Origin of the sequence: Actinopolymorpha cephalotaxi (assembly GCF_013408535.1) — a bacterium.
Taxonomy (GTDB): domain Bacteria; phylum Actinomycetota; class Actinomycetes; order Propionibacteriales; family Actinopolymorphaceae; genus Actinopolymorpha; species Actinopolymorpha cephalotaxi.
This window is the reverse complement of sequence record NZ_JACBZA010000001.1, coordinates 1,569,826-1,585,119: the sequence shown is the minus strand read 5'-3', so window position 1 is coordinate 1,585,119 and position 15,294 is coordinate 1,569,826. Positions and strand designations below refer to the sequence as shown.

Genomic DNA, 15,294 nt, shown 5'->3' with positions numbered 1-15,294 from the left:
GGTGGTCTACCTGTCTTTGGTGGGCTGGCTGTCGGCACGGGGAGCGGCATGGCCGGATTGCGACTGGACGACCTCAGCGTCGAGGGCGTGTGCACGTCCTGGTCGTTGACCGTGCCCGCCGGCACCGTCCGCGCCGCCGTCGTACGTGACCAGGAGTCGGTGCGCGACCTGCTCGAGGTGGTTCTCGGGCTCGCGGCACCGGCCGGCGGCCGGGTGCTGGCCGACGGCGTGAACGTCCTGGAGCAACCCGACGACCACCACCGGCGCCGCCGGCACCGCGCCGGTAACGACGACCAGTGCCGGGTGCGGTACGTCCCGGCCTCGGGCGGGCTCGAGCCCGGGCTGACCCTGCAGCAGAACCTCACCCGCGCGAGCTGCCCTGCTGTGCGGGTGCCCCGCCGGAGGGCGGCCGCGCAGGCCCGGGAGACCGCGACCCGGCTGGGGTTGCGACGGCTGCTGGGCCGCTACCCCGAACACCTCACCGTCGGCCAGCGTCAGCTCGCGGGGTTCGCGATGGCGCTGTGCTGGCGGCCGTGCGCGCTGGTGGTGGAGGACTCCCCCGACCTGCCCACGTGGGACGCGGCGCTGGAGTTCGAACGCCTGCGGCTGGACCCGACGGGCGGGCCCGGGCCGAGGCGGCTGTTCGCCGACGTGGCCGGGCTGGTGCTCACCACCGACCCGGCCCGCACCAGGCTGCTCGACCCCGACCCGATAGGCGTACAGCCCGGCGAGCCGGTCGGTGGAAGCACGCCCCCGGACACCGACCGCGGCAGTGGCCATGCCTGAGTCCCGCGCGCCGACGCGGCGAGCCCTGCTGCGCGTGGCCGCCCTCACTCCGCTGGCGGGTGCCGCGACCGGTTGCGGTGTGTCCACCGTCCTCGGGGAGCGGCCCACCGTGCGGGTCGCGGTGAGCTGGAGCGCGGGTGAGCTGGCGGCGTTCCGCAGCGTGCTCGCCGGGCTGAACCACCTGCCCGGCTTCGGGCCGATGACCTACGACGTGACGCCGGTGCCGTTCGGGGACGACATCGGGACCGCGCCGGCGGCGCGCGGCGCGGGGCGGCTGGACCTCGTGATGCTGCCGCTGCCGGGTGAGCTGCGCCGCCACCTCGACACGCTCGCGCCGATCCCCACCGACCTGTGGCCGGGCTCCCCCACGCGATCCGCCGGGTCCGCGGGGTCCGCCGGGTCCCCCGGGCCTGCCGATCGCTACGCGCCGGTGTGGCGGTCGCTGTTGTTCGCCGCCGACCCGCGGGCGAGCGGACCCCATGCCGAGCGCCCCCGGCCGTACGCTCTGCCGTTCAAGATGTCGAACAAGTCGGCCGTCTGGTACGACCGCGACCTCTTCCGCCGCCTCCACCTGCGGCCGCCGAGCACGTGGGCCCAGTGGCTGCGGCTCAACCAGACCCTGCGGTCGGCCGGCATTCGTCCCCTCGCCCTGGGCGTGGCGGACGGGTGGTCGCTCACCGACTTCTTCGAGAACGTCCTGCTCGGCACCTCCCCGTCGACGTACGAACGCCTGGCCGGCGACCCCGCGCACCGGCCGGCCCTGTGGGGCAGCGCACCCGTGCGCACGTCCCTGCGCCGGCTGGCCGACCTGTGGGGTCCGGCCGGGACGCTGGCCGGCGGCGTGACCGGGTCGCTGGTCCGGCAGTTCCCCGAGTCGGTGTTGGAGGTGTTCGCCTACCGCCGGGCCGCGATGGTGGTCGTGGCCGACTACGCCGAGCCGTACGTACGCCGGTTCACCGCCGGCGAACGGGCGAGCGTCGGGGTGTTCCGCTTCCCACGGATGTCACCCGGCGTGCCCGCTCCGCTGGTCGCCGGTGGCGACGTGATGGTGCTCACCCGGCCGGCCGGTCCGGAGGCGGTGGACCTGCTCCGCCGGCTCGCCCACCCGCTCGCTCCGCGTCCGTGGATCGCGAGCACGGGCGGCTTCATCGCCGCGGACCACGACACGCCCCTCACGTCCTACTCCCCGCAGTCCGCCGCCCTCGCGAACGAGCTGCGCACCGGCGCCTTCCACTTCGACCTGTCCGACCAGCTCGGCGCGGTCGGGTCGCGAGAGGGCATGTGGCGGGCGCTGAAGGACTTCCTCGCCGACGTGGCGCCCGAGCCGGACGGCGGCGCGGGCCGAACCGTGGAGGCGGCGATCGGGCGGTTCGTCACCCGGATGCGGCTGGCCGAGGAACGGGAGCGGGCGTCCGCCGGCAACGGCACCGGCACCGGCGACGGCAACGACGGTGGCACCGGCGGCGACGGCCCCGGCAGCCCGTCCCGGGACACCGGCGTCGTAACCGGGGGCGGCTGATGGTGATCCGCAGTCACCGCGGCCTGCGGCTGGAGGTCACCAGCCGGCCGATGTCCGGCCCGCTCGTCCCGGGCGGCCGCGGGTTCGCCGGGCTGTACGCCGCCCTGATCGTCGTGGCCGCCGCACTCCTCGTCGCGCTGCTGGTGGTGCCGACACTCCTCACCGCGGGCTCGGCGCTCGGGTCGCCGCGCTGGCTGCACTTCGGGCACCTCGCCCAGGTGTTCACCGATCGGGACTCCCGGAGGGCGTTCCTCAACACCATCGGCTGGCTGGTGGTGGCGCTGGTCCTGGTGCTGGTCGGCTTCTGGATCGCGCTGCTCAGCCGCCGGCTGGGCCGCTGGTCGGTGGTCTTCGTCAACGTGCTGATGTTGCCGTTCGGGCTGTCCGCGCTGGCCTCCGGTGCGGCGTTCCGGATCATCTTCGACCCCGCGCCCGAACGCGGCACCGCCACCGCCCTGCTGACGTACCTCTTCGGCGGCAGCCCGGTCTGGCTCGGCCCGTGGTGGGTCTGGTGGGTGCTGGTGTCGGCGTTCGCCTGGACCTGGCTCGGCTTCGTGGTCTCGTTGTTCCGGGCCGGTCTGGAAGCGATCCCGCCCGAGCTCATCCGCCGCGCCCGGGTGCAGGGACCGACCGGTCGGCTGGACGGTGTGTGGCGGCTGCAGTGGCGGATGCTCCGGCCGGTCACCGCGGTCGTCGTCCTCACCCTCCTCGTCGCCGCCGCCCGGATCTTCGACCTGGTGCTGATCGTGGTGCCGGTGCCGATGCAGGACGAGGTGGACGTGGTGTCGGTGCGCTGGTGGCGGCTCACCACGTCGGCCACCGAGCAGGGCCAGCCCGCCGCGATCGCACTGGTCCTGCTCGCCGTGGTGGCCGCCGCCGCGCTGGGCGCCCGTAAGGGGATGCGCATCCCGCACGGCGTGCCCCAGCCGCCTCCGCCATGGTGGCGACGGCAGTTGCTGGCCGGCTGGCGGCGCCGCGTCCCGTGGCTGAGCGGCATGGTCGGGATCGTGGTCGGTCTGCTGTGGGCGTTCCCGTTGTTCGTACTCCTCGCGACCGCGATCCGCGCACCGGCCGACGCCGGCATGCTCGGCTGGTGGCAGCCGGCGAGCCACCTGCTCAGCCTCGCGTCGCTGGCGGAGGTCTGGAACGCCGGACTGCCCGGAGCGCTGCTCGGCACCCTCGGCGTGGCCACCGGCTCCGCGCTGCTCGTGGTCAGCGTCGCGGTCGTACCCGCGCACGCGCTGGCCGCCGGTGTCGTACGGGGCCGCGCCCTCACCGTCGTCCTGGCCGTGCTCGCCGTCCTGGCGGTGCTGCCGGTGCAGATGTACGTCGGTCCGCTGCGCCAGGCGTTCACCGCGATCGGCCTGAGCGGCTCGCGCCTGCCGCTGGTCCTGATGCACGCCGCGGCCGGGCTGCCGTTCGCGATCCTGCTGCTGCGGGCGGCGCTGTCCGCGGGCAGCGAGGGCCGCTACGCCGACGCGCTCGGCGGGTTGACCGGCTACCGCACCGGGGCGACCCGCGTCTGGCGTACCACCGGGCCGGCGATGGTGGCGGTGGCGGTGCTGGAGTTCGTACTCGTGTGGGACGACTTCATCGTGAGCTTCCTCGTCAGCGGCCCGGGCGCCAGCCCGCTCACCCTGGTGTTGTGGGGCGAGGCCCGGCAGTTCGCCACCTCGACCGGCCCGGTCGCCGCGGCGGCCGTCGTCTCCGCGGCGGTGCCGGCGATCCTGCTGCTGCTGACCTGGCGGCGCTGGGTCGTGCCCGGCCTCACCGGCGGGGTGCTGCGATGAGCGGGGTGCCGCGATGAGTACGCCACCGGTGGACGGCAACCGGCCACCGAGCGCTCCCCCAGCGGCCGGCGCCGCAGCCGGCACCGTGTCCGGCCCCGCGTCCGGCGGACCGAGCCGGCGGCCGGGCAGTGCACCGTCGGGTCACGGGTACCAGCCGGGCACGGTGCGGCACCCCGAACGCGCCGCCCCGGCCGACGTCACCGACCTCGGCGGCCCGGAGCCGTGGGTGCTGCGCCGGCCACGTTCGGGTCCGCTGCACCTTCTCCTGCGCAGCACCAGCGCGATCGCCCTGGCACTGCTCAGCGGCGTGGCGGTGAACGTCCTCACCGACGTGTGGAACACCAGCCCCCTCGGCACCGACCTCAACGGCGCGGTCCGGGTTGGACTGGTGCTGGTGCTCGTCGGCGTGGTGCTGGTCGCCGTGGTCCTCCGGGTGCTGGAGCGGCGCCGCGCGCAGGCGGCCGGCCGGGCGACGGAGCCGGCGCTGGTCGCCCCGGGTACGCCGATCCGCCCGGCCTGGCATCGGGCCGAGCCGGTGCTGGACGACCGGGAAGCCGCCGTCGCGCACGGTGTCCGCGTACTCCGTGAGCACGGTGTCGCCGCGATCGTCGGCGAGCCCGGCACCGGCACCTCGGCGGTGGCCGCCGGTGTCGTGCACGCCCTCCTCGAGCCGGGCACGATCAGGGCCGGCCAGGTCGCGCCGTTCGACCTGCGGGGATGGGCATGGGAGCCGGACAGCCCGCTGACGCTGGCCAGCCACCTGCTGCCGGCGTTCGGGCTGACCGCGCCGACGTCGGACGCCGACCTGCCGGAGGCGGCCCGCCGGTTGCACGGCGTACTCACCGAACGCCGGGTGCTGCTGGTGCTGGACAACCTCACCGCGACCAGCCAGCTGGAGTGGCTGGCGCCGGTGTTGTTCGCACGGCCGCGCGAACCCCGGCTGCTCGTAGTCGGGCGGCCGGGACTGGCCGAGCTGTTCGAGCCGCTCGAGCCGGTCGAGCCGCTGCGGACGAGGCAGGAGGACCGGCCGGACCGGCCTGGCCCGACCTGCCGACCCGAGGATTCCGCAGGGCCGGCCGGCGACGGCGAGCGCACCGAGCCCGGCAGCGATGGCGACGGCGACAGATCGGGCGGACGATCGTACGAGGTGGTGACGCTGGCGCCGGTGGGCACCGAGACTCTCCGTGCGGTCTGGGAGGCCGCGGGCGGGCCGAGTGTCCCGCCCGGTGGCTGGCTGGACGGCGTACTCCCCCGCTGCGGCGGCCTGCCCAAGGCGGCGCACGACCTCGCCCGCGAGTACACCCGCCTGGGCGGACCGTGGACGCCGGACGAACTGCTCCGCGCGCTCGACGGCTCAGCGGGCCGGCCCGGGATGGAGCTCGTCTGGACGGTGATCCTGGAACGCACCGGGGGCAGCCTGTCCCGGCGGGCCAGGCTGCTGCTGGGGGCGCTGGCCGAGCTCTCGGTCACCGAGCTGACGGTGGAGGCGATCGAGGCGGTACGCGGCAGCCTGGACGACCTGATCGACATCCTGGAACGCGGCGAGGACCTGCTGCCGGGCGGCCGGCCCGATCCGGCACCCGATCCGGTCGCCGAGCTGCGCGACCGTCGGCTCGTCCGGGAGACCGCGGCCGGGAGGTACCGCCTGCCGGACGAGATCCGGACGGTGATCCGCGCACCGGGGACCACCGCCGAGGGCGCGGCGGGCGCGGCCGTGGCCCGGCAGGCGCTGGTACGCCACTACGCCACCCTGGCCCGCACCTGGATGCGAGCGCTGGACTCCGCCCGCGGCGCCGCGGCGGCGGCCCGGTGGTTCCAGACGACCGAGCCGCTGCTGAACGCCCTGCTGGCCGGCGCCCCACGCGAGGAGAGCCCCGAGCTCGGCGCGGGATCGACGCCAGGAGCCGGCCCGTGGTTCCTCGGGCGCGGACTCGGCGCGGGCCTGGGCGCGGGGTCCGGACCCGGACCCCGCGACGGATCGGGCGCCGGGCTGGTCGACGACCTCTGCACCCTCGCCGACGCCCTGGACCGCTGGCGCGCCCGGACCGGACGGCCCGGCAACCCGGCCGGGCAGCCGGTGGAGTTCGTCCGCGTACTCCGGCAGTCTCGCCGGCCCGACCTCGCCCAGCTCGCGCGGATCCGGCAAGCCGCCACCCTGCGCCAGGAGGGACGGCTGGCCGAGGCCGAGGCCGAGCTCGAGCGGGCCGCGCACACCCCGCTGCCGGTTCGCCACCGCAGGTACGCCTCCGCGCTGCAGGCCCGCCGGCACCACGAGACCGCCCTGCAGCAGTTGGCGCTGGCCGCCGCCGCCGACGATCCGACCGCCGCGGGCGTACGACTGCGGGACGCCGAGCAGGAGCTCAACCTGTGCTGGGCCGCTCTGCCGGTCCGGGACGTGTCCGGCGAGGTGACCACGCTGCTGACGATGGCGGAGGTCCATCTGCGCCAGGGGCTGCCCGGCCGGGCACTGGACCGGCTTGACCTGGCCGAGGTCCGGGCCGTCGACACCGCCGACCCGAGCGGGCTGGCGTACACGCACGAACTCCGCGGCGTCGCCGCCTGGATGCAGGGCCGCTCCCCCGCGGCGGTCGTCCGCTGGCAGCGCGCGCTGACCGGGTTCCGCCAGATCGCCGACACGGCCGGCCAGGCCCGATGCCTGCAACACCTGGGCTCGGCGGTGCTGGTCGCACCCGAGTTGACCGGGCTGTTGCTGGAGGAACGTCGCCGCCCGCACGACGAGGTGGCCGCGGCACGACAGGCGCAGGCCTGGCTGGAACGCAGCCGGCGCCTGCGCAGCGGGCCCCCGACCGCCGTGGCCGAGGAGTACCTCACGCTGGCCCGCCGGCACGCCCGCCGCGGTGGGGCCGGGTCGCCGTCCGGGCCGGAGGAGCTCCCCGCCGATGCGCAGCCCTCGCGGCCTGGGCCGGACGCCGCACCGGCCACCCGGATCGGCAGGTTCCTCGCCGGATTCGGCCGCCGTACGTCCTGAACCCTCCCGAACTCCAGCCCGACCGCCGGACCCCACCGCCCGAGTGAACACCGGCACGAGGCCGGTCCCGGCACCGCACCCGCCGACGGGGACGCCCGGCCATACTCGGTGCCGTGACCTTCTCCCCGGAAACCCCGGAAACTCCGGACGCCTCGGAAATCCCGCACGCCCCGGACCCAGCGCCCGATCCCGCGACCCCTCAACGGGACGACTTCCTCACCCAGGTCCTCTCGGGCCGGCTGGAGCCCGGTGCGCCGGACTGGGTCTACCTGCCGGTCGACGTACCGCCCGGCGTGGCCGAGCTCGCGGTCGGCTACGACTACGACCGGCCGGCCACGCCCTCCGGGGTGCCCGGCAACGCGCTCGACCTCGGCGTCTTCGACCCGCGCGGGCACCGCGTCGAGGACCCGGCCGGGTTCCGCGGCTGGTCCGGCGGCGCACGCGACGGCTTCGTCCTGTCCGCCTCCGACGCGACCCCCGGCTACCTGCCCGGACCGATCCAGCCCGGCACCTGGCACATCGCGATCGCCCCCTACACCGTCGCGCCGCAGGGCCTCACCTACCGGGTCGAGGTGACGGCGCGCACCGGCGACCAAGGGGAGCCGTTCGTCCCGAACCCCGCCCCGCAGCGGGCCGCCGGTCGTGGGCCGGCGTGGTACCGCGGCGACCTGCACACGCACACCGTCCACTCCGACGGCGTACGCGAACCGGCCGAACTCATCACCGCCGCACGGTCGGCCGGCCTGGACTTCCTCGTCTCCACCGAGCACAACACGACCTCGGCGCACGGCATCTGGGGGCACCACGTGCCGGACGACCTGCTGGTCGTGAACGGCGAGGAGGTGACCACCCGCAACGGCCACCTGGTGGTGGCGGGCCTGCCGGCGGGCACCTGGGTCGACTGGCGGTTCCGGGCCGTCGACGGCGTGCTCCCCCGCGTGGTGGAGACGCTGCACGGGTTCGGCGGACTGGCGATCGCGGCGCACCCGTTCTGCCCGTACGTCGGCTGTGCCTGGAAGTTCGGCTTCGCCGAGGTGGACGCGGTGGAGGTCTGGAACGGCCCCTGGACACCCGACGACGAGGTCTCGCTACGGCAGTGGGACGCGGCCCTGGTCGCGGGCGGTGCCGGCGGACGCTGGCTGCCGGCCGTCGGCAGCAGTGACACCCACGCCCACGACGACGCGGTGGGCCTGGGGCAGACGGTGGTGTGGGCGGAGGACCTGACCCGGGACGCGATCCTGGCCGGCGTGCGCGCGGGCCGCAGCTACGTCGCGGAGTCGGCCACGGTGGAGGTGACGTTCGACGCGAGTGCCGCCGGGCGGACCGCCGGGATCGGCGAGCGGCTGCCGGCCGGGCCGGAGGTACCGGTGGAACTCGCGGTGACGGTACGCGGGGTCGAGAACGGATTCGTCCGGTTCGTCTCCGACGTGGGCACCCTGGCCGAACTCCCCCTGCCGGACGACACCGGCCGGGTCGCCTGGACCACCACCGCCGCGGTGTCGAAGTACGTCCGTGCGGAGGTACGCCACACCTCTGCGCAGCCGGCCGTCTTCGAGGGCATGGCGGCGTTCACCAACCCGATCTTCCTGGACGCGGAGACGGGAAACAGCTGACAGAAACGGCCCCGTCGGTACGGGCCTGAGGTCCGTACCGGCGGAGCCGTCTCGTGCTTTGACAGCCGTCAGCTACGCCGACCCACCGAACGTGGCGGGCCGTGCGGGTCGACTCAGTGGAAGGAGTCGCCGCAGGCGCAGGAGCTGGTGGCGCTGGGGTTGTCGATCGTGAAGCCCTGCTTCTCGATGGTGTCGACGAAGTCGATCACCGCACCCTGCAGGTAGGGAACGCTCATCCGGTCGACGACCACACCGACGCCCCCGAACTCACGGACCGTGTCGCCGTCCAGGTCGCGCTCGTCGAAGAAGAGCTGGTAGCGCAGACCCGAACAGCCACCCGGCTGCACGGCGAGTCGCAGTCGAAGATCGTCTCGGCCCTCCTGCTCGAGGAGGTTCTTGACCTTGGACGCGGCCGCGTCGGTGAGCACCACGCCGTCGGCCTGCTGGTCCTGCTGGGTCACGTCGCCCTGAATGGTCATCCTTCGGACTCCCGTGGTTGTCCCGGAGATAGATGTCGTGAGGCTCAACGCCTGCGGGGGCACCGTACATTCCGATGCACCGGATCCATGGTCGCATAGTTCGGACCGGGCGACGCTCATCGGGACCTCATCGCTCATCGGGACCCCAACGGGACTGCGCGACCCGGCACGACTCGGCGGGACTCAGCGCGACCCGGCGGGACTCAGCGTGACCAGGTCCGTGCCACCCGCCGGGCCAGCTCGACCAGGCTGTCCCGCGGCGCGCCGAGCGCCCGCTCGCGGCCCACGAGGTCGACCAGCGAATAGCCGGACTCGACGCCCATCGTCCGCATTTCCCGGATTCCGACCAGGACCTGCCCGGCCAGTACGAGGCACGGCCGGATCGCCTCGCCGGCCACCGACGCCACGCCGGAGACCACCTTGCCGCCGGCGGACTGGAAGTCGAACGAGCCCTCCCCGGTGAGCACCAGGTCGGCCGCCCGCGCCCGGTCCGGCAGCCCCACCGCCGCCGAGATCGTCTCGATGCCAGGCACCCGAGTGCCACCGAGCAGCGACAGCGCGTAGCCGAGTCCGCCAGCCGCGCCCGCGCCCTTGGCGTCGGCCAGTGACCTGTCGGCCAGGTCGGCGAAGCGCTCCAGGGCCGCGTCCAGGGTGACCCGGCGTTCCTCGGCGACGCCCTTCTGCGGGCCGAACACGTTGGTCGCGCCCCGCAGTCCCAGCAGGGGGTTGTCGACGTCGCTGGCGGCGAGAATCTCGACGCCGGCCAGCCGCGCCCGGGCAGGCGCCAGGTCCAGGGCCGTCACCTCGGCCAGGGCCGCACCGCCGGAGGCCAGGACGCCGTCCGGCTGCGCGGTCGCGCCGAGTGCTGCGAGCAGGCCCGCGCCCGCGTCGTTGGTTCCGCTGCCGCCGAGGCCGAGCACCAGCCGGCGAGCACCCGCCTCCAGGGCCGCCGCGACCAGCTCGCCCACGCCGTACGTCGTGGCGCGTTCGGGGTCCCGCCGCTCCGGCGGCACCAGGTCCAGCCCGCACGCCTGCGAGGTCTCGACGTAGGCGGTGCCCTCGTGCAGCAGGACGGTCGCCGGGGTGGGTTCACCGAGAGAGCCGGTGACCGTCACCGCGAGCAGCTCACCGCCCAGCGCGGCGGACAGCACGTCCACGAAGCCCGGGCCGCCGTCCGACATGGGGACGGTCACCACCTCGTCGTCCGGCGCCTGTTCGAGCCAGCCGGTGGCCATCGCCTGCGCGGCCTCCACTGCGGTGAGGGTGCCGGCGAACTTGTCGGGAGCGATCAACACGCGCACGGCGCCATCCTTGCGGGTCGGCGCGGTGCCCGCCGCTGCGGGGTGCTTCGCGATGCCCCGTAATGCCAGGTAGTGCTGCGTAGTGCCACGTAATAAAGTCGCAGCGTGCTGATCAGGCCGATGCGGGACGACGACATCGGGGCGGCCCGCGCACTCACCCACGAGGCCCTGCAGCTGAGCCGATCGCTCACCCGGCCCGCGGGGTTGCCCGCTCCGTCGGCCGGCCCGGCGACCTCGGACTGGAGCGGCCGGTGGGAACGCCGCGCCAAGCACCTTCTGCGGCATGACGCCGAGGGATGCTGGGTGGCCGAGGCCGACGGCGGGAACGGCGGTGGCGGAGCCGCCGGGGGCAGCCGGGTGGTCGGTGTGGCGATGTCGCTGCGCCGGGAGAAGTCGTGGGGCCTGTCGTCGTTCTTCGTCCACCCGAAGGCCCAGGGCGCCGGCGTCGGCGCCGCACTGCTGGACGCCGCCCTCGGCTACAGCCGGGGCTGCCTGCGCGGCATCATCATCTCCACCGAGGACCCCCGAGCCGCCCGCCGCTACCGGCTCGCCGGATTCACTTTGCACCCCACCATCCGGATCGCCGGTACGGTCGACCGCTCGGCGCTGCCGGTGGTGGACGGCGTACGGACCGGCGGGCCCGGCGACCAGGACCTGTGCGACTCGGTGGACCGGCGGGTGCGCGGCGCGGCGCACGGCGTCGACCACGAGTTCCTGTGTGCGGAGTACGGCCTGCTGGTGTCGGACACCCTCACCGGGAGCGGCTACTGCTTCGTCGACCCGTCCGGGTCACCGGTGCTGCTGGCCGCCACCAGCCGCAAGGTCGCCCAGCGGCTGCTGTGGGCCGCGCTGGCGGTGTCGCCGGAAGGTGCGGACGTACGGATCGACTACCTCACCGCCGACCAGGAGTGGGCCGTCGACGTGGCCCTCGCGGCCGGGCTGTCCCTGCGTACCGAGGGCTACCTGTGCCTGCGGCACATGCGCCCACCGGCGCCGTACCTGCCGTCCGGCGCGTTCCTCTGACCCCTCCGCCGCGAACCGCTTTGCCGCGGACCACTCCACCGCGGACGGGTCACAGACCGGGAGCGCCCCACACCGGGAACCAGCGGGACAGGTCCTCCTCGATCTTCAGGTCGTTGGCCACCATGCCCCGGGTCTGCAGCTCCAGCGCGTTGTCTCGGCGTTCGCCCGCCAGCGGTGCGAAGGGGTAGAACGCGCCGCGCTTGTAGAGGTAGACCAGCGCCAGCCGGCGGCCGTCGCCGTTGACGAAGGTGACCAGCGAACACAGCAGGGACGGGCCGAACCCGGCGGCCTCCAGCGAGGAGTTGACCGCGTGCAGGTCGGTGACGAGTCCCGAGCTGTCCTCCGGGTCGTGGCGTACGACCAGCCAGGTGAAGCCGTAGTCGTCGGTGACCCGCTCGACCTTCGGTCCCTCGTCGGCGTCCAGCAACTCCTGGATGTCGGCCTGGGTGGTGGCGAACGCCCCGCCCTCGGCTGCGCGGTAGCAGACCGAGCCCACCCCGGTGGGCCGGAAGTCCGCGGCGGCCTGCAGCGTCAGCGCCGCCTGCGGAAGGCCGAACAACTGGTCGAGGTCGGGCCGCTTCGGCTGGCTACGTCCGAGGATCGCGTCGAGGAACTTCATGCCGGCAGCCTTTCGGGTCCGCGGGGACGGAGGCGAGGGAGAGCACTGGCCGTGGGCGCCCGCACGGTGCGGGCGCCCACGGCGTGCGTCGTCTAGAGCATCGGCTTGCCGAGCTCGGCGCTCACCTGCGCCAGCCGGGCCAGGCGCTGCTCGGTCGTCGGGTGGGTGGACAGCAGCTTGCCCAGCGACTTGCCGACCGCGGCCGGGGCGAAGAAGAACGCCTGGGCCGGCTGCGACCTGCGCAGGTCCCGGGTCGGGATCTGGGCGATGTCGCCGGAGATCTTGGTGAGGGCGGAAGCCAGCTCGGAGGGGTTGCCGGTGAGGTAGGCACCGGCCCGGTCGGCGGCGAACTCGCGGTAGCGGGACAGCGCCCGGGTGAGCAGGAAGCTGATCACGTAGACCGCGATGCTGGTCAGCCAGACCACCGCGAACACCATCGCGGCGTTGTTGTCCCTGCTGCCGCGGCCCATGCCGGAGTACATCCCGAACCGGGCGACCAGACCGGCGAGCACACCGAGGAACGACGCGATGGTCATCACCGCGACGTCGCGGTGGGCGACGTGGGACAGCTCGTGGGCGAGCACTCCCTCCAGCTCGGTCCGGGTCAGTCGGCGCATGATGCCCGTGGTGACACACAACACGGCCTTGTTCGGGTTGCGGCCGGTGGCGAAGGCGTTCGGCATGTCGGTGTCCGCTATGGCCACCCGCGGCTTGGGCATGTCGGCGAGCGCGCACAGCCGGTCGATCACCGCGTGCAGCTCGGGCGCCTCGTCCGGTGAGACTTCGCGGGCGCCCATCGCGGCCAGCGCGATCTTGTCGGAGAAGAACCACTGTGCCAGCAGGAACCCGCCGGCGATGATGATCACCCAGGCGAAGTTCAGCCCGGCGGCGATGAGCCCGCCGACAGCCGCGACGTACAGCAGGCCGAGCAGGAACATGACCAGGACCATCCGCGAGGTGAGGCCCCGGTCGGGTTGGAATCGTGTGCGAGCCATGTGTTTCACCGCTCCTTGAAGGGTCACTCATACGACGACGCGCGAGCACCGGAATGTTCCCGGCGCTCGCGCGTGTGGCGTATGAGCTCACTCACCTGCTGTTGGTCGGGTCGGTGCGAAACCGTCCGATCTATCCGGGGATGAGGCCTTCCTCCCCCAGAAGCTCCTTCACCTCGTCGACCGTGGCGTCCTCCGGCGGGAGGAACAGGTCGGACTCCTCCAGCGAGTCGTCCGGCAGCTTCGTGCCCACCGTGCGTACCTGGTCGAGGAGAGCGGTCAGCGCTCCCCGGAAACCTTCCTCGTCCCCGGCGTTGACCGCGGCTTCCAGCCGCGCGTCGAGCTCGTTCAGTGCGTCGAGGTGCTCGTTGGGTACCCGAAGCTGCCCCTCGCCGAGGATGCGAACGATCACGATCCCTCACCCTGCCTTTGCGGCTGGTCCGGTGCGGGCTGGGCGGACTGCTGCGTCGCGGACGGCGATGCCTGCTCGCCCGGGGTGGCCTGGCCCTCGATCTCGCGGGCCGGTGCCGAGCCCCCACCGAGCTGGGCCTTCATCGCGGCCAGCTCGCTCTCGACGTCGTTGCCGGACGCCATCCGCTCCAGCTCCAGGGAGATGTCGTCCTTGCTGGTGCCGGTGACGTCGTCCAGCGCGCCGGAGGCCAACAGCTCGTCGATCGCACCGGAACGGGCCTGCAGCTCGGCCGTCTTGTCCTCGGCCCGCTGCACGGCCATGTTGACGTCGCCCATCTCCTCGGAGATCCCGGTGAACGCCTCGCCGACGCGGGTCTGCGCCTCGGCCGCGGTGTAGGTGGCCTTGATGGTTTCCTTCTTGGTGCGGAACGCCTCGACCTTGGTCTGCAGGCGCTGCGCCGCGAGGGTGAGCTTCTCCTCCTCGCCCTGCAGCGTGGCGTGCTGCGTGCTGAGGTCGGACACCTGCTGCTCGACCCCGGACCGGCGGGTCAGCGCCTCGCGAGCGAGGTCCTCCCGGCCCATCGACAACGCCTTCTGCGCCTGGTCCTTGAGCTTGTTCGACTGCTGGTTGAGCTGGTTCATCTGCAGCTCGAGCCGCTTGCGGCTGGTCGCGACGTCAGCCACACCACGCCGGACCTTCTGGAGCATCTCCAGCTGCTTCGTGTAGGAGTAGTCGAGCGTCTCGCGCGGGTCTTCGGCGCGGTCCATCGCCTTGTTGGCCTTCGCGCGGAAGATCATCGCGAAGCGGTTGAGAATACCCATCGAGGTCGGCCGCCCCCTTCGTCTCACAGAAAGCCGGTCGTGCCTCCCTGCCGCGGATGGCACGGGACGGCGTCGTGTGTGGGTTCACCCTATGCCGACGAACGTACAAGGGCGACCCCACCTCCCCCGGACATTTCCCCTAGACGAGCGGCGAACTCACGGAGTTCCCGGCGGAGCGTTTCAGCCGTTTCCGGCGGTATTTCCGGGCGGTTTCCGTGGCGGTTCGCGCGTGGCGGCGCCGATGGAGACGCGGGTCGGGTTCGCGGGCGGATCCGGTCGCGGACCACGCCGGTCACCTCCCGGGCCGGGCTGGGGCGCGGATTTGCCGGACCGTTACTCTGTGGGCGTGTTCCGACGCCATACGACAACCGAGGCCCCCGCCGAGACGGCCACCGAGCCGACGCCGTCCGAGAAGACCGGCGGCTCCGGCGGCAAGGGACGCCCCACGCCCAAGCGCCGTGAGGCAGAGCAGGCCCGCAAGACCCGGGTCAGCGCGCCGCGCGACCGCAAAGAGGCGATCCGCCAGCAGCGGGAGAAGTCCCGTTCCGAGCGGGCCAGGATGCAGCAGGCGATGGCCACCGGCGACGAGCGCTACCTCCCGGCGCGGGACAAGGGACCGGTCCGCAGGTTCGTCCGCGACTACGTCGACTCGCGCCGCACCCCGGCGGAGTACCTCCTGCCGTACTTCCTGGTCATCTTCATCTTCATGACGTTGCCGATGCCGCAGGTACGCGTGGTGGCGACCTACCTCTGGCTGGTGGCGATCATCATCGTGCCGCTGGACCTGGTGCTGTTGGGACGGCGGCTGAAGAAGGGGCTGCGGGAGCAGTTCCCCAATGAGAGCCACCGCGGCGCACTGTCGTACGGCATCATGCGCTCGACCCAGATCCGGCGGCTGCGGATGCCCAAGCCGCAGGTCAAGCCCGGCGGGGAGAAGATCTCCGCCTAGG

Annotated in this window: 13 protein-coding genes; 7 read left to right on the top strand and 6 right to left on the bottom strand. The window is 73.6% G+C overall.

Annotated features, from left to right (window positions below):
- Nucleotides 1-48 precede the first annotated feature (48 nt).
- From FHR37_RS07130 to FHR37_RS31330, 5 genes are all read left to right on the top strand, one after another.
- Nucleotides 49-786 (top strand): ATP-binding cassette domain-containing protein, encoded by a 738-nt coding sequence (locus FHR37_RS07130; RefSeq protein WP_092882904.1) that lies wholly within the window; start codon nucleotides 49-51, stop codon nucleotides 784-786.
- The gene (locus tag FHR37_RS07125) at nucleotides 779-2,305 is read left to right on the top strand and encodes an ABC transporter substrate-binding protein (protein ID WP_139238898.1); all 1,527 of its coding nucleotides are present in this window, start codon (nucleotides 779-781) and stop codon (nucleotides 2,303-2,305) included. Before FHR37_RS07130 ends, FHR37_RS07125 begins: the two co-directional genes overlap by 8 nt.
- A complete protein-coding gene (locus FHR37_RS07120) occupies nucleotides 2,305-4,095 on the top strand; it encodes a hypothetical protein (protein ID WP_092882906.1) in 1,791 nt (596 codons plus the stop codon). The genes FHR37_RS07125 and FHR37_RS07120 overlap by 1 nt, the downstream gene beginning before the upstream one ends.
- Nucleotides 4,096-4,108: 13 nt before the next feature.
- Nucleotides 4,109-7,084, top strand: coding sequence for an ATP-binding protein (locus FHR37_RS07115; RefSeq protein WP_139238899.1), 2,976 nt, complete (start codon nucleotides 4,109-4,111; stop codon nucleotides 7,082-7,084).
- Nucleotides 7,085-7,197: 113 nt separating this feature from the next.
- Nucleotides 7,198-8,697, top strand: coding sequence for a CehA/McbA family metallohydrolase (locus FHR37_RS31330; RefSeq protein ID WP_092882908.1), 1,500 nt, complete (start codon nucleotides 7,198-7,200; stop codon nucleotides 8,695-8,697).
- A gap of 113 nt (nucleotides 8,698-8,810) precedes the next feature.
- On the opposite strand, the gene FHR37_RS07105 is transcribed toward FHR37_RS31330, so the two are convergent.
- Together FHR37_RS07105 and FHR37_RS07100 are read right to left on the bottom strand one after the other, a co-directional pair.
- On the bottom strand, nucleotides 8,811-9,176 hold the full coding sequence (locus FHR37_RS07105; protein ID WP_092882909.1) for a HesB/IscA family protein: 366 nt from the start codon (nucleotides 9,174-9,176) through the stop codon (nucleotides 8,811-8,813).
- 203 nt (nucleotides 9,177-9,379) lie between these two features.
- The gene (locus FHR37_RS07100; RefSeq protein WP_092882910.1) at nucleotides 9,380-10,477 is read right to left on the bottom strand and encodes a glycerate kinase family protein; all 1,098 of its coding nucleotides are present in this window, start codon (nucleotides 10,475-10,477) and stop codon (nucleotides 9,380-9,382) included.
- A 105-nt stretch (nucleotides 10,478-10,582) separates the two neighbouring features.
- Here FHR37_RS07100 and FHR37_RS07095 point away from each other — a divergent pair, with 105 nt between their 5' ends.
- The gene (locus FHR37_RS07095; protein ID WP_175542460.1) at nucleotides 10,583-11,500 is read left to right on the top strand and encodes a GNAT family N-acetyltransferase; all 918 of its coding nucleotides are present in this window, start codon (nucleotides 10,583-10,585) and stop codon (nucleotides 11,498-11,500) included.
- Nucleotides 11,501-11,549: 49 nt separating this feature from the next.
- Here the strand turns inward: FHR37_RS07095 and pspAB are convergent, their stop codons facing one another.
- The 4 genes from pspAB to FHR37_RS07075 all read right to left on the bottom strand — a co-directional run bounded on the left by pspAB (nucleotide 11,550) and on the right by FHR37_RS07075 (nucleotide 14,344).
- Nucleotides 11,550-12,119, bottom strand: coding sequence for a PspA-associated protein PspAB (gene pspAB / locus FHR37_RS07090; protein ID WP_092882911.1), 570 nt, complete (start codon nucleotides 12,117-12,119; stop codon nucleotides 11,550-11,552).
- A 92-nt stretch (nucleotides 12,120-12,211) separates the two neighbouring features.
- Complete coding sequence (gene htpX / locus FHR37_RS07085) at nucleotides 12,212-13,114, bottom strand: zinc metalloprotease HtpX (RefSeq protein WP_092882912.1); 903 nt, start codon at nucleotides 13,112-13,114, stop codon at nucleotides 12,212-12,214.
- A 130-nt stretch (nucleotides 13,115-13,244) separates the two neighbouring features.
- On the bottom strand, nucleotides 13,245-13,523 hold the full coding sequence (gene pspAA, locus FHR37_RS07080; protein WP_092882913.1) for a PspA-associated protein PspAA: 279 nt from the start codon (nucleotides 13,521-13,523) through the stop codon (nucleotides 13,245-13,247).
- A complete protein-coding gene (locus FHR37_RS07075) occupies nucleotides 13,520-14,344 on the bottom strand; it encodes a PspA/IM30 family protein (protein ID WP_092882914.1) in 825 nt (274 codons plus the stop codon). Before FHR37_RS07075 ends, pspAA begins: the two co-directional genes overlap by 4 nt.
- A 346-nt stretch (nucleotides 14,345-14,690) precedes the next feature.
- Here FHR37_RS07075 and FHR37_RS07070 point away from each other — a divergent pair, with 346 nt between their 5' ends.
- Nucleotides 14,691-15,293: a DUF3043 domain-containing protein gene (locus FHR37_RS07070; protein ID WP_202818024.1), complete on the top strand. Its 603-nt coding sequence runs from the start codon at nucleotides 14,691-14,693 to the stop codon at nucleotides 15,291-15,293.
- The last annotated feature ends 1 nt before the right edge of the window (nucleotide 15,294 follow it).